The organism is Saccharopolyspora sp. NPDC049357, from assembly GCF_040677225.1.
Classification (GTDB): Bacteria; Actinomycetota; Actinomycetes; order Mycobacteriales; family Pseudonocardiaceae; genus Saccharopolyspora.
The window spans coordinates 41,749-54,336 of sequence record NZ_JBFAQJ010000034.1; the positions used below are offsets into that span (position 1 = coordinate 41,749).

Annotated in this window: 14 protein-coding genes; 9 read left to right on the forward strand and 5 right to left on the reverse strand. The window is 70.2% G+C overall.

Features of this window, described 5'->3' with window-relative positions:
- Window positions 1–9 precede the first annotated feature (9 nt).
- Window positions 10–1,032 carry a GntG family PLP-dependent aldolase gene (locus tag AB0J91_RS24515; protein WP_363872972.1) on the reverse strand — a complete coding sequence of 341 codons (1,023 nt, stop codon included), beginning with the start codon at window positions 1,030–1,032 and terminating at the stop codon, window positions 10–12.
- Window positions 1,033–1,199: 167 nt separating this feature from the next.
- On the opposite strand from AB0J91_RS24515, the gene AB0J91_RS24520 reads away from it, so the two are divergent.
- From AB0J91_RS24520 to AB0J91_RS24530, 3 genes are all read left to right on the forward strand, one after another.
- Complete coding sequence (locus AB0J91_RS24520; protein ID WP_132671969.1) at window positions 1,200–1,715, forward strand: SigE family RNA polymerase sigma factor; 516 nt, start codon at window positions 1,200–1,202, stop codon at window positions 1,713–1,715.
- 51 nt (window positions 1,716–1,766) lie between these two features.
- On the forward strand, window positions 1,767–2,384 hold the full coding sequence (locus tag AB0J91_RS24525; RefSeq protein ID WP_363872975.1) for a hypothetical protein: 618 nt from the start codon (window positions 1,767–1,769) through the stop codon (window positions 2,382–2,384).
- 89 nt (window positions 2,385–2,473) lie between these two features.
- Entirely contained in the window at window positions 2,474–3,058 is a 585-nt protein-coding gene (locus tag AB0J91_RS24530; RefSeq protein ID WP_363785707.1) for a TetR family transcriptional regulator, read from the forward strand.
- A gap of 55 nt (window positions 3,059–3,113) precedes the next feature.
- On the opposite strand, the gene AB0J91_RS24535 is transcribed toward AB0J91_RS24530, so the two are convergent.
- A complete protein-coding gene (locus tag AB0J91_RS24535; RefSeq protein ID WP_363872978.1) occupies window positions 3,114–3,380 on the reverse strand; it encodes a hypothetical protein in 267 nt (88 codons plus the stop codon).
- A gap of 309 nt (window positions 3,381–3,689) precedes the next feature.
- On the opposite strand from AB0J91_RS24535, the gene purB reads away from it, so the two are divergent.
- Window positions 3,690–5,123 carry an adenylosuccinate lyase gene (purB, locus tag AB0J91_RS24540; RefSeq protein ID WP_363872981.1) on the forward strand — a complete coding sequence of 478 codons (1,434 nt, stop codon included), beginning with the start codon at window positions 3,690–3,692 and terminating at the stop codon, window positions 5,121–5,123.
- Between the two features lie 242 nt (window positions 5,124–5,365).
- On the opposite strand, the gene AB0J91_RS24545 is transcribed toward purB, so the two are convergent.
- Window positions 5,366–6,013, reverse strand: a complete 648-nt coding sequence (locus AB0J91_RS24545; protein ID WP_363872984.1) for a TenA family protein — start codon at window positions 6,011–6,013, stop codon at window positions 5,366–5,368.
- A gap of 72 nt (window positions 6,014–6,085) precedes the next feature.
- Here AB0J91_RS24545 and AB0J91_RS24550 point away from each other — a divergent pair, with 72 nt between their 5' ends.
- Window positions 6,086–6,976 (forward strand): phosphoribosylaminoimidazolesuccinocarboxamide synthase, encoded by an 891-nt coding sequence (locus AB0J91_RS24550; RefSeq protein ID WP_363872987.1) that lies wholly within the window; start codon window positions 6,086–6,088, stop codon window positions 6,974–6,976.
- A 223-nt stretch (window positions 6,977–7,199) separates the two neighbouring features.
- Window positions 7,200–7,943 (forward strand): DUF2334 domain-containing protein, encoded by a 744-nt coding sequence (locus AB0J91_RS24555; RefSeq protein WP_363785720.1) that lies wholly within the window; start codon window positions 7,200–7,202, stop codon window positions 7,941–7,943.
- Window positions 7,944–7,976: 33 nt separating this feature from the next.
- On the opposite strand, the gene AB0J91_RS24560 is transcribed toward AB0J91_RS24555, so the two are convergent.
- Entirely contained in the window at window positions 7,977–8,612 is a 636-nt protein-coding gene (locus tag AB0J91_RS24560) for an MBL fold metallo-hydrolase (RefSeq protein ID WP_363872990.1), read from the reverse strand.
- A 104-nt stretch (window positions 8,613–8,716) separates the two neighbouring features.
- The gene (locus tag AB0J91_RS24565; protein WP_363872993.1) at window positions 8,717–9,127 is read right to left on the reverse strand and encodes a hypothetical protein; all 411 of its coding nucleotides are present in this window, start codon (window positions 9,125–9,127) and stop codon (window positions 8,717–8,719) included.
- A 233-nt stretch (window positions 9,128–9,360) separates the two neighbouring features.
- Between AB0J91_RS24565 and purS the strand changes: the two genes are divergently transcribed.
- Genes purS through purL form a run of 3 tightly spaced genes read left to right on the forward strand, consistent with a single transcriptional unit; the run spans window position 9,361 to window position 12,580 of the window.
- On the forward strand, window positions 9,361–9,600 hold the full coding sequence (gene purS, locus AB0J91_RS24570; protein ID WP_132621754.1) for a phosphoribosylformylglycinamidine synthase subunit PurS: 240 nt from the start codon (window positions 9,361–9,363) through the stop codon (window positions 9,598–9,600).
- Window positions 9,597–10,274, forward strand: a complete 678-nt coding sequence (gene purQ, locus AB0J91_RS24575; protein WP_363872996.1) for a phosphoribosylformylglycinamidine synthase subunit PurQ — start codon at window positions 9,597–9,599, stop codon at window positions 10,272–10,274. Before purS ends, purQ begins: the two co-directional genes overlap by 4 nt.
- A complete protein-coding gene (gene purL, locus AB0J91_RS24580; RefSeq protein WP_363872998.1) occupies window positions 10,271–12,580 on the forward strand; it encodes a phosphoribosylformylglycinamidine synthase subunit PurL in 2,310 nt (769 codons plus the stop codon). Before purQ ends, purL begins: the two co-directional genes overlap by 4 nt.
- Window positions 12,581–12,588 lie beyond the last annotated feature (8 nt).

The following is a 12,588-nucleotide window of genomic DNA, read 5'->3' on the forward strand; positions in this document are numbered from 1 at the left end:
CTCCCGGCGCTAGACCCCGGCTCGGTCGATCCGGCGCAACGCCTCTTCCACGTCCGACTTGGACACGTCCCGGTGCGTGACGAACCGGACCTGCCCGTTCATCGGCACCGCCAGCACGCCCACCGAGCGCAGCCGCTGCAACGTCAGCTGCACGTCCGGGACCGCCGCCAGCAGCATGTTCGTCTGCGGCGCGGTCACCTGCCAGCCCTGCTCGGTCAGGCCGTCGGCGAGCACCCGGGCGTTGTCGTGATCGTCCGCCAGCGCGTCGACGCGGTCCAGCGCGACCAGCCCGGCCGCGGCCAGCACACCGCCCTGCCGGACGCCCCCACCGAGCATCTTGCGGATCCGCCGCCCGGCCTTGATGAACTCCGCTTCGCCTGCCAGCACCGATCCGACCGGCGCGCCGAGCCCCTTGCTCAGGCACACCTGCACGCTGTCCACGCCCACCGTCAGCGCGGCGGGAGGCACGCCGAGCGCGACCGAGGCGTTCCACAACCGGGCGCCGTCGAGGTGCACCTTGAGGCCGAGCTCCTTCGCCGCGGCCGCCAGGCGTGCGTGCTCGTGCGGCGGGAGGACCGCGCCACCCGCGCCGTTGTGCGTGTTCTCCAGGCACAGCAACGTGGTGTGCAGGGCGTCGTAGGCCATGGTCAGGTTCGCCTGCGTGCGCACCGCTTCGGCCGTGGGCGCGCCCGGACCGGCGTCCCACTCCAGCGGATCCGGCATCCCGCCCGCCAGCCACGCCGCCGAACCGAGCTCGTGGTTGAGCACGTGCGCTCCGCGCGGCGCGAGGAAGCGGTCGCCCCGCTTGAGGTGCAGCATCAGCGCGATCAGGTTGCCCATCGTGCCGCTGGGCACCCACAACGCCGAGGCGGTGCCCAGAAGCTGGGCCACCCGTTCCTCCAGCGCGCGCGTGGTGGGATCGTGGTCGAGGACGTCATCGCCGACTTCGGCGGCGGCCATCGCGGCAAGCATCTGCTCGTCGGGACGAGTCACCGTGTCGGAGCGGAGATCGATGGGCGCCGGAGTGGTCACGAACAGATCACATCACACCTGCACGGGGTCGGGGCAATGGCCCTGTGGAGCGTGATCTCACCGCTGCGGTATCAATCACAGGTGGATCGGCTCGAAACGGCGTGCAACGGTTCGGGCACGCGATCCCGTCATAGCAGTGCAGGCAACGAACGAGCGGAGAGTTCCGCGTGGACCAGCGCGAAGAGCAGGAGTTCGCGGAGTACTTCGTGGCTCGGCGGGAGGCGGTGCGTCGGATGGCGTACATGATGTGCGGCGACTGGCACCGCGCGGACGATCTCGCTCAGACCGCGTTCATCGCCCTGCACCGCCACTGGCGAAAGGTCCGGGACAAGGGCGCGCTCGACGCGTACGTGCGCCGGACCTTGACCCGGGCGGTGATCGACGAGTCGAGGCGGCCCTGGCGACGGGAGAGGGCCGCCGAGACTCTGCCCGACAGTCCGGTCGACGACCCGGACGTGGACGACTCGGTGTCCACCAGGCAGACCCTCATCGCGGGGTTGCGCAAGGTGCCGCCGAAGCAGCGCGCCGTGCTGGTCCTGCGGTTCCTCGAGGGGCTGGACGTCGCGGGAGTGGCGGCGGTGATGCGATGCAGCGAAGGAACCGTGAAGAGCCAGTGCGCCAGGGGGTTGGCGACGCTCCGAGAGGTGCTGGGAGACGAGCTCGGGGATCTGAGGTCCGCGTGAAGGGGGTGCGGGTTGGACGAGCGCAAGCTCGAAGAGCTTTTCCGTGACTCGGTGCGAGCCGTTCCGCCGGCGTCGTTCGACGAAGGTGACATCTCGACGGCGTCGCGGCGGATCACGGCCCGGCGCCGGATGACCGCGACCGCCGGTGGGACGGTCGTGGCGGCTGCTGTGCTGGTCGGCGGGATCGGGGCGGGAACCGGTTGGTTCTCGTCGAAGACCGACACGGTGGCGAGCCCGCCGCCGGTGGCACCGCTGACGGCGGCACCCGGACCGCAGCTCGAGTCCGGCGGGATCAGCCCGCGCTCGTCCGGCTGCCAGCCGGACGCGTCGCTGGTCGAAGCGGTCGAGGCCACGCTGCCCGAGGCCGGGAGCACCACGCCGACATCGGTGCGCACGTGCCCGACCGGCTCGAAGGCGGCGGCGTTCTCGCTGCGCGACGGTGCCGCGGCCGGGCGGGTGACGGTGGTGATCAGCCCGGCGGGCGCGGCGCAGGCGGGCCAGTCGGCCCCGGGTGACGTGCAGCGTCCCGACGGTGCGCAGCAGTCGGTGCGCAAGGCGCGCAGCGGCAAGCTCGTGGTGGTGCTCAGCGAGCCCGAGGCCGGTTCGCCGGGGGCTCCGTTCGTCACGCGGGTCGGCAGCATCGCCGGGGATCTCGCCACCCGGTTCTGATCGGTGAAGCGGCTGGTCGGCCGTGCTGCGGAGTTCCTCAGCAGCGGCGATCAACCGGATGTTCCGGACACGGCATAGGATCGCGGGTCATGACAGCGGCCAGCACACCGAAGGGCGAGCGGCGGCGGCAGGCGTTGGTTGCGGCTGCGGCGCAGCTGCTCGTCGAGGGCGGGTTCGACGCGGTGCGGCACCGCGCCGTTGCCGAGCGCGCCGCGCTCCCGCTGGCGTCGACGACCTACTACTTCTCCTCGCTGGAAGACCTGATCACCGCAGCGGTGGAGCACAACGCGAGGGAGGAGCTCGCCGCCGGGCGGGCCCGCCTCGCCGATCTGTCCGAGCAGCAGCGCAGCACCGACGCGGTGATCGAACTCCTGCTGGACCTGCTCCTGGGCGTCGACTCCCGGCACGGCGGCGTCGAGCCGGTGCTGCTGCGCTACGAGCGGCTGGTCGGCTCGCCGCGCCGCCCCTACCTCGCCCCGCTGATGCGCGAGATGGCCGTCGAGCTGCAGAACCTGCTCGCGGAGATCTTCTACCGCAGCGGTATGGAGGTGGGCGCGGAGCGGCTCACCGAGCTCGTCGCGCTGGTCGACGGAGCCGTGGTGAACGCGCTGATCGAGTCCGATCCCGATCCGCGCGGAGTGGCCCGCAGAATGTTGCGCACGCAGCTTTCCTGATTCGCGTGCAAGAACGCCGCCCGGTCATCTGGCGAACCGAGAACGTTCTTTCACGTTAAAAGTCCCAACTGGTTTCCGCGTAATTCTTGCCCTCGGCGATTCCTTCGCACGCTGGGCACTTTCTTGTGACTTTCTTCGTCAGCGGATCGCGGCCCAGCGGGGTTGGCTGCGGAATCTTGATCTGAACGTCGCAGAGCGCCGCTACGCATTGCCCGGCGTACACCGCCCCTGGTCGCATGGTCGTCGCGTGGCGTTCCGCCTGACCTGCGCCCACGATCCAGAACACGTCCTGGCGATCTTCGGCGAACCTGGTGATGTTCATCCGCTCCCGTTCCCGTGCACAGCCGCGAATGCGTCGGTCAACGATAAGTTCGCGCGGTTGTATTCGTCCAGAATCCCACACCGGATCGAGCGGAATTGATGATTTCGCCGAACCGGCGATTGACGGAAAAATGTTTCACGACGGGAACGCCCTGGACCGGACGGGTTCGGCGGGGGTCAGGATTCGATCGCGGCGAACTCCACGGGCAGCGGCCTCTCAGCCACCTCGGGGGCACCGATCCGCGACACCGAGCGCGTCGTCAGCCGCTACGCAGAACGAGTCGACACGCCCGTCAATTATCCTGGGCGGGTGACGGACAAGCCCAGCATCCCCAATGTTCTCGCCGGTCGCTACGCCTCGCCGGAGCTGGTCGAGCTGTGGTCGCCGCAGCACAAGATCGTTCTCGAGCGGAGCCTCTGGCTGGCCGTGCTGCGCGCCCAGGCCGACCTCGGCATCGAGGTGCCGGAGCAGGCGGTGGCCGACTACGAGCGGGTGCTGGAGCAGGTCGATCTCGACTCCATCGCCGCGCGCGAGCGCGTGACCAGGCACGACGTGAAGGCCCGGATCGAGGAGTTCAACGCCCTGGCCGGTCACGAGCAGATCCACAAGGGCATGACCTCGCGGGATCTGACCGAGAACGTCGAGCAGCTGCAGGTCCGCCGCAGCCTGGAGCACGTCCGCGACCGCACCGTCGCCGTGCTCGCCCGGCTGGCCAAGCTCGCCGGGCAGAACGCCGAGCTGGTCATGGCCGGTCGTTCGCACAACGTCGCCGCGCAGGCCACCACGCTGGGCAAGCGCTTCGCCACCGCCGCCGACGAGCTGCTCGTCGCCTTCCGCCGCCTCGAAGAGCTCCTCGACCGCTACCCGCTGCGCGGCATCAAGGGCCCGGTCGGCACCGCTCAGGACATGCTCGACCTGCTCGGCGGCGACACCGACAAGCTCACCGAGCTGGAGCGCCGCGTCGCCGGTCACCTCGGCTTCGCCAGCACGCTCACCAGCGTCGGCCAGGTCTACCCGCGCTCGCTGGACTTCGAGGTGCTGAGCCTGCTCTCGCAGCTGGCCGCCGCGCCCTCCAGCGTCGCCAAGACGATCCGGCTGATGGCCGGGCACGAGCTGGTCACCGAGGGCTTCAAGCCCGGCCAGGTCGGCTCCAGCGCCATGCCGCACAAGATGAACACCCGCTCCTGCGAGCGCGTCAACGGTCTCGCGGTGATCGTGCGCGGGTACGTCTCGATGAGCGCGGAACTGGCCGGTGACCAGTGGAACGAGGGCGACGTGTCGTGCTCGGTGGTCCGCCGGGTGGCGCTGCCGGACGCGTTCTTCGCCTTCGACGGCCTGCTGGAGACGTTCCTGACGGTGCTCGACGAGTTCGGGGCGTTCCCGGCCGTCGTGGCCCGCGAGCTCGACCGCTACCTGCCGTTCCTGGCCACCACCAAGGTGCTGATGGGTGCGGTTCGCGCGGGCGTGGGCCGGGAGGTCGCGCACGAGGCGATCAAGGAGAACGCCGTCGCGGTCGCCCTGGACATGCGCGAGCAGGGCGCCGAGCGCAACGACCTCCTCGACCGGCTCGCCGCCGACGAGCGGCTGCCGCTCGACCGCGAGCAGCTGGAAGCCCTGCTGGCCGACAAGCTGGCCTTCACCGGCGCAGCGTCGTCCCAGGTCCGCGACGTCGTCGCCGCAGTCGAGAAGGTAGCGACCCAGTACCCCCAGGCCGCCGCCTACTCCCCGAGCGACATCCTCTGACCTGCACCACTCGCCACCGGACGGGGGCCAGGAACTGCCGCTCGGCGTTGCTTGAGGAATGCGCCGGTAGCCGCTGTTTCAGGTGCGGGACTCAGCTCGCACCGCCGCGGGTTCTGAGGTGGTTCTCCTGCGAGGACGCGTCGACGTGGTGTATTGGGTGGGCATACATGAGTCGGCGCGCCCGGAGCAGGAGGACCTTCCGCTACTTGCACCGCTGAGCAAGGTGAGATCTGAATAAACCTTCAGTCCCAGTGGGCGTTGAAGAAGTCGATCTCGCACTTGGTGGCCTGCTGGAACAGGCGCAGGCAGCGGGCTCGTTCGCGCTCGTCGAGGTCCGCGCCGATGCGGTCGAGCTCGGAGCGCAGCCAGGTCACCCACTCCTCGAAGTCGGGGTTGGCGTGCAGCTCGATCCACTCGGCGTGGACGAAGTTCTCCGGCTTCGCCGGTGCGCGCACGGCCCACTCCAGGTAGGTCCACTCGGCGACGGTGAGCACCGTCAGGATCTCGGCGTAACCGCCGTTGTCGCGGGTGTCGCGCATCAGGTCGCGGAACGCCACCGTCGCCGGGTCCAGCTCCGGGTTGACCCGGTCGGCCTCACCGATTCCCAGCGCGTCGAAGGAGCGCTGGAAGTAGGTGTTCTCCTCGCTGGTGACCACCGCGATGCTGCCTGCCAGCGCCAGCCGCGAGGAGTACCGGTCGGCCTGGGCGACGGCGGCGCCGAGCAGCGCCAGGAAGTCGTCCACGAACTGGTAGTCCTGCACCAGGTAGGAGCTCATGTACTCGTCGGGCATGGAACCGTCGAAGAGCGCGTCGGTGAACGGGTGCTCCACGACCTGTGTCCAGTCGGGTTCGCTGCGACCGCGCAGCCAGTCGGTGAAATTCTCGGTCACGATCTCCTCCTCCTGATCCCCTCAATCCCACCACGTGCGAGCCGCCAACCTGCGGTGGGAGACAATCGCGTCGTGGTTGCACTCGCCGATTACCCCCAGATCGCGGCAGGCAAGGTTCGCCAGCTGCACGCCGTTGACGACGAACACCTGCTGCTGGTCGCCTCGGACCGCATCTCGGCCTACGACCACGTGCTGGACACGCCGATCCCGGACAAGGGCGCCGTGCTCACCGCGATGAGCGTGTTCTGGTTCGAGCTGCTGGCCGACGAGCTGCCCAACCACCTGGTGGCCCACGACGACCCGCGCATCCCATCCGAGGTCCGCGGCCGCGCGCTGCTGGTCAAGCGGCTCAGCATGGTGCAGGTCGAGTGCGTGGCCCGCGGCTACCTGACCGGGTCCGGGCTGATCGACTACCAGCGCACCGGTTCGGTGTGCGGTGTCGCGCTGCCGGACGGGCTGGTCGAGTCGTCGCGTCTGCCGGAGCCGATCTTCACCCCGGCGACCAAGGCCGAGATCGGCGAGCACGACGAGAACGTGAGCTTCGAGGCCGTCGCCGCGAAGGAGGGCATCGAGCTCGCCACCGAGCTGCGGGACCTGACGCTGCGCGTCTACGCCCGCGCGGCGGAGCACGCGCGCGAGCGCGGCGTGATCCTGGCGGACACGAAGTTCGAGTTCGGCCGCAACGCCGCCGGTGAGCTGGTGCTCGGCGACGAGGTGCTGACCCCGGACTCGTCCCGCTACTGGCCGGCCGACGGCTACGAGGCGGGCAAGGTCCAGCCGTCCTTCGACAAGCAGTTCGTCCGGAACTGGCTGACCTCGGAGGAATCCGGCTGGGACCGCCATTCCGACACCCCGCCGCCCGCGCTGCCGGACCACATCGTCGAGGCGACCCGGGCCCGCTACATCGAGGCGTACGAGCGCATCACGGGCCGCTCCTTCGCCGACTGGCCGCAGGGCTCCTGACCACGGGCTTTCGAATTTCGCGCGAAATTCGAGTCGAGAAGTTCGGGGTCGAATTTCGCGCGAAATTCGAATGCTTCACCCGGTAGCGGGATTGAGCGGCGTGTCGCGGGGTGGACCTGGCCTGCGCGTTTGATGGTTGCGGGGTGGAGGTTCGCCGGATTTGCGCCGGGGGGACACCTGGCTTTCAGGTAACGGTCACCCGCGCCAGGCCGAATGGGTGTTTGTGAGCACGCCGCTCGTGGTGTCGTTGTCGGGGCTGGAACACCGGTCGCTGGACAGCTGCGCGGATTTCGCCGCGGAGCTGGACCGCCGGAACGTCCCGCTGTCCTTGTTGATCTCTCCGAGCCCGACCGATCTCGACGCCCGCGACCGCAGGTCACCGCTGCTCGGCTGGGTGGCCGATCGGCTCAACGGCCGGGACACGGTGAGCCTGCACGGCTTCGCCCGCAGCTCACCCGGTCTGCGCTCGCGGCTCGCGCCTGCGGCGCGGCTCCCCGCGCACGAAGCGGGTTTGCGGCTGGTGGCGGCCTCGGCGGTGCTGGAGCAGGCCGGGCTGCGCACGCACACGTTCATCCCGCCGCGCTGGCTGGCCTCGCCGGGAACGGTCCTGGCCGCTCAGCGGCGTGGCTTCGCGGTGTGCGCGGATGCCCTGGGCGTGCGCGACCTCGGCACCGGCACCGTGCTGCGGTCCCGCATCCGGATCTTGGGTCCGGGTGAGGTCGCGGAGCCGTGGTGGTGCCGGGCGCTGGTGCTGGGTGCCGGTCGCGCGGCTCGCCGAGGACGTGCTGTCCGCTTGGCGCTGGAGGCGCAGACGCTGGCGAAACCGGCGGTGCGTCACGCGATCCTGGACGCGGTGGATCTGGCGCTGCACCACGGTGCCGAGCCCGTCACCTACGCGTCGTTCGCCACGGTCCGCTCGGAGCCGGACCGGATCCCGACGCCGCGGATTCCGCACGAGGCCTGGTGATCGGGACGGTTCGGACCACGACCGCCCATCGCCCTAGACCTCCGTGGCCGAACCCCGGGGGAGGACGTCGACCGTGGTCTCCGAGGGGCTGAGCTCTTCGAACCTGCGGTAGTGCATCGCGGGCATCGCCAGGACCGCTTCGTGGATCGGCACGGCGGCGCGCGGCGCGACGGCGCGCAGGAAGTCGACGGCCTCGGAGAGCTTGAGCCAGGGCGCGCCGGTCGGCAGGCCCAGCACGTCGACCCGCTGCTCGGGGACGTGGAACGCGTCGCCCGGGTGGTAGAAGGCGCCGTGGTCGACGAGGTAGCCGATGTTGTCGATGTTCGGGATGTCCGGGTGGATCACCGCGTGCTGCCCGCCGACGATGTTGATCGAGGACCCGCCCAGCTCAAGGGCGTCGCCGGGCCGAGCCGTGGTGGCGGTCAGGCCCTTCTCGGCGACGGCGGGAGCGCTGCCCGGGTCGACGACCAGCCGGGCGTCCGGGTTGGCCGCCAGCAGCGCCGGGAGCCGCTCGAAGTCGAGGTGATCGGGGTGCTGGTGGGTGATCAGCACGGCGTCGAGGTCGCGCAGGTCCTCGAAGTCGGCCGAGAACGCGCCCGGATCGAGCAGCAGCCTGGCCGACCCGGTCTCCAGCAGCACGCACGCATGTCCGAAGTGGGTGATGTGCACGCGAATCCTCCTCAGCGGCGGGCGAAATCCGCACCCCACTCTGCCACCGCCCGCGCGAGGGCGAACACCGGCGGCCCCCGAGTCCCGTCGGCCTTCGCCTCCTGTCATCGGACGGTGATGGTGACTCCCGGAACCGAGCCGCCGCCCACGCGTGCGTGCACCACGTACTGGCCGGGCGGGACGTCGCTGATGGTGGCGACCGCGTCGGCGCTGCCGCCGGAGTCGCGGACCAGGTGGGCGACTCCCTCGTCGGCGCCCATCGGGTGCTCGGAGTCGCGGACGAACGAACCGGAGGAGATCCAGCTCAGCGCCTCCGGCCCGTGATCGAGGTGGATCTTCAGCTGCTCACCCGGGCGCACCACGGCGCGGTCGACGGTCAGCCCGTCGCCCTGGGCGGTGACCGCGGCGGCCGGCGCGGTGCTGGTGGCCGGAACAGCGGTGGCGATGGGCGCGGTGGCGGTCAGCGCGAGGCCGGCGAGTGCGGCTCCGGCGAGCGCGGTCTTCAAGCTGCGCATCGTGAAATCCCCTCAGTGCGAGCGATGTTGTTGATGTCCTGAAGACGTCCGACCCCGGAATAGGTTCAGACAACCACCCCTTCGGGTGATGCAGAACACAGGCGATGGGTGAGCTGCGACGCACGTCAGGCCCCTGCTCGGGAGGGCGAACGCCCAGCTCAGTTACGCTGCGCACGTACTGCTGGCCATCCGCCGGTACCGGCGGATCTGCACGGAAACCGGGAGCAGCACCCGTGGCCCGAGTCGTTGTCGACGTCATGCCGAAGCAGGAGATCCTCGATCCGCAGGGACAGGCGGTGGCCAACGCGCTGCCCCGTCTCGGATTCGACGGCATCACCGAAGTCCGCCAGGGGAAGCGGTTCGAGCTGGAGGTCGCCGACGACGTCGACGACGCCACGCTCGCCAACATCGCCGAGACGTTGCTGGCCAACCCCGTGATCGAGGACTTCGTCGTGCGCCGGGTGGAAGCATGAGCGCGAAGATCGGCATCATCACCTTCCCCGGCACGCTCGACGACGTCGACGCCGCGCGGGCGGTCCGCCGCGCCGGTGGCGAGGCCGTCGCCCTCTGGCACGCCGACCACGACCTCAAGGGCGTCGACGCCGTGGTCGTGCCCGGCGGCTTCTCCTACGGCGACTACTTGCGCTGCGGCGCGATCGCCAAGTTCGCACCGGTGATGACCGAGGTCATCATCGCCGCGGGCAAGGGGATGCCGGTGCTGGGCGTGTGCAACGGCTTCCAGATCTTGTGCGAGTCCGGGCTGCTGCCCGGCGTGCTGACCCGCAACGCGGGCCTGCACTACGTGTGCCGCGACCAGTGGCTGAAGGTGGAGAACAACTCCAGCGCCTGGACCACTCGCTACGACGCCGGCGCCGAGCTGCTCATCCCGATCAAGCACGGCGAGGGCAACTACGTGGCCGACGAGGCCGTGCTCGACCAGCTCGAAGGCGAAGGCCGCGTGCTGTTCCGCTACGCCGGGGAGAACCCGAACGGGTCGCGGCGCGACATCGCGGGCATCACCGACGCGCGCGGGCGGATCGCGGGCATGATGCCGCACCCCGAGCACGCGATCGACCCGCTGACCGGGCCCACCGACGACGGCCTCGGCATGTTCCTGTCCGTTCTGGATTCTTTGGTGGCAGCGTGACCGACAAGATCGACACGGCCGGTGGAGCCGGCCACATCGACTCCGTCGACCGGGCGAAGACCTCTCCGGACGTCGACCAGCCGTTCCGCGAGCTGGGCCTGAAGGACGACGAGTACCAGCGGATCCGCGAGATCCTCGGCCGCCGGCCCACCGAGGCCGAGCTGGCGATGTACTCGGTGATGTGGAGCGAGCACTGCTCCTACAAGTCCTCGAAGGTCCACCTCAAGTACTTCGGCGAGACCACCACCGACGAGATGCGCGCCAAGATGCTCGCCGGCATCGGCGAGAACGCCGGCGTGGTCGACATCGGCGACGGCTGGGCGGTCACCTTCAAGCTGGAGAGCCACAACCACCCGTCCTACGTCGAGCCCTACCAGGGCGCGGCCACGGGTGTGGGCGGCATCGTCCGCGACATCATGGCGATGGGCGCCCGCCCGGTCGCCGTCGCCGACCCGCTGCGCTTCGGCCCCGCCGACGCCCCGGACACCAAGCGCGTCCTGCCCGGCATCGTCGCCGGAGTCGGCGGCTACGGGAACTGCCTGGGTCTGCCCAACATCGGCGGCGAGGTCGTCTTCGACGATTCCTACGCCGGGAACCCGCTGGTCAACGCCATGTGCGTCGGCGTGATGAAGACCGAGGACCTGCACCTCGCGCACGCCTCCGGCAAGGGCAACAAGATCATCCTCTTCGGCGCGCGCACCGGCCTCGACGGCATCGGCGGCGTGTCCGTGCTGGCCTCGGAGACCTTCGACGGCGACGAGAGCGCGGGCGGCCGCAAGAAGCTGCCCAGCGTGCAGGTCGGCGACCCGTTCGCCGAGAAGGTGCTCATCGAGTGCTGCCTGGACCTGTACCACTCGGGCCTGGTCGTGGGCATCCAGGACCTCGGCGGCGCCGGGCTGTCCTGCGCGACCTCCGAGCTGGCCGCGGCCGGTGACGGCGGCATGCGCGTCGACCTGGACCAGGTCCCGCTGCGCGCCGTCGGCATGAACGCCGCGGAGATCCTCTCCAGCGAGTCCCAGGAGCGCATGTGCGCCGTCGTGGATCCGTCCAAGGTGGACGCGTTCATGAAGGTCTGCCAGAAGTGGGACGTCACGGCCAACGTCATCGGTGAGGTCACCGACGGCGAGAACCTCGAGATCTACTGGCAGGACGAGCTCGTCGTCGACGTGCCGCCGCGGACCGTCGCCCACCACGGCCCGGTCTACCAGCGTCCCGTCGAGCGGCCGGGCGAGCAGGACCTCATCGCCGCCGACAACGCCAACACCCTGGCCCGTCCGTCCACTTCGGACGAGCTGCGGGAGACCATCCTGACGATGGCCGCCTCGCCGAACCTGTGCTCGCGCGCGTGGGTCACCGACCAGTACGACCGCTACGTGCGGGGCAACACCGTGCTGGCCCAGCCGTCCGACGGCGGCGTGCTGCGCATCGACGAGGAGACCGGTCGCGGCATCGCGATCGCCACCGACTGCAACGCCCGCTACACCAGGCTCGACCCGTACACGGGTGCGCAGCTGGCGCTGGCCGAGGCGTACCGCAACGTGGCCACCACCGGTGCCACGCCGATGGCCGTCACCAACTGCCTGAACTTCGGTTCGCCGGAGGACCCGGGCGTGATGTGGCAGTTCCAGCAGGCGGTGCGCGGCCTGGCCGACGCCTGCGCCGAGCTGGGCATCCCGGTCACCGGCGGCAACGTCAGCTTCTACAACCAGACCGGTCAGCAGGCGATCCTGCCGACTCCGGTCGTCGGCGTGCTCGGCACGATCGACGACGTCACCCGCCGAATCCCCACCGGCATCGGTGGCGAGGAAGGCGAGACGCTGATCCTGCTCGGCGAGACGCGCGAGGAGTTCGGCGGTTCGGAGTGGGCCCGCGTGGCGCACGACCACCTCGGCGGCACGCCGCCGAAGGTCGACCTGGCCCGCGAGAAGCTGCTGGCCGAGATCCTGCTCGCGGGTTCCCGCGACGGCATGATCTCCGCCGCGCACGACCTCTCCGAGGGCGGTTTGGCGCAGGCGCTGGTCGAGACGGCGCTGGTCGGCGAGTGCGGTGCCCGCGTGGTGCTGCCGGAGGGCGCGGACCCGTTCGTCCAGCTGTTCTCCGAGTCCGCCGGTCGTGTCCTCGTCGCGGTCCCGCGCTCCGAGGAGCTGCGCTTCACCGACATGTGCACCGCCCGCGGCCTGCCGTGGGCCAAGGTCGGCGTCGCCGACGCGGGCTCGAACTCCCTGGACATCCAGGACGTCACCGAGATCCCGCTGCCGGAGCTCCGCGAAGCCTGGGAAGGCACCCTGCCGAAGCTGTTCGGCTGAGGCCCGGA

What these genes read in the sequence shown, in the direction of transcription:
- AB0J91_RS24530 (WP_363785707.1), top strand. Translation starts at nt 2,474, where the DNA reads ATGACAGCGGCCAGCACACCGAAGGGCGAGCGGCGGCGGCAGGCGTTG.
- AB0J91_RS24535 (WP_363872978.1), bottom strand. Translation starts at nt 3,380, where the DNA reads ATGAACATCACCAGGTTCGCCGAAGATCGCCAGGACGTGTTCTGGATC.
- AB0J91_RS24565 (WP_363872993.1), bottom strand. Translation starts at nt 9,127, where the DNA reads ATGCGCAGCTTGAAGACCGCGCTCGCCGGAGCCGCACTCGCCGGCCTC.
- purQ (WP_363872996.1), top strand. Translation starts at nt 9,597, where the DNA reads ATGAGCGCGAAGATCGGCATCATCACCTTCCCCGGCACGCTCGACGAC.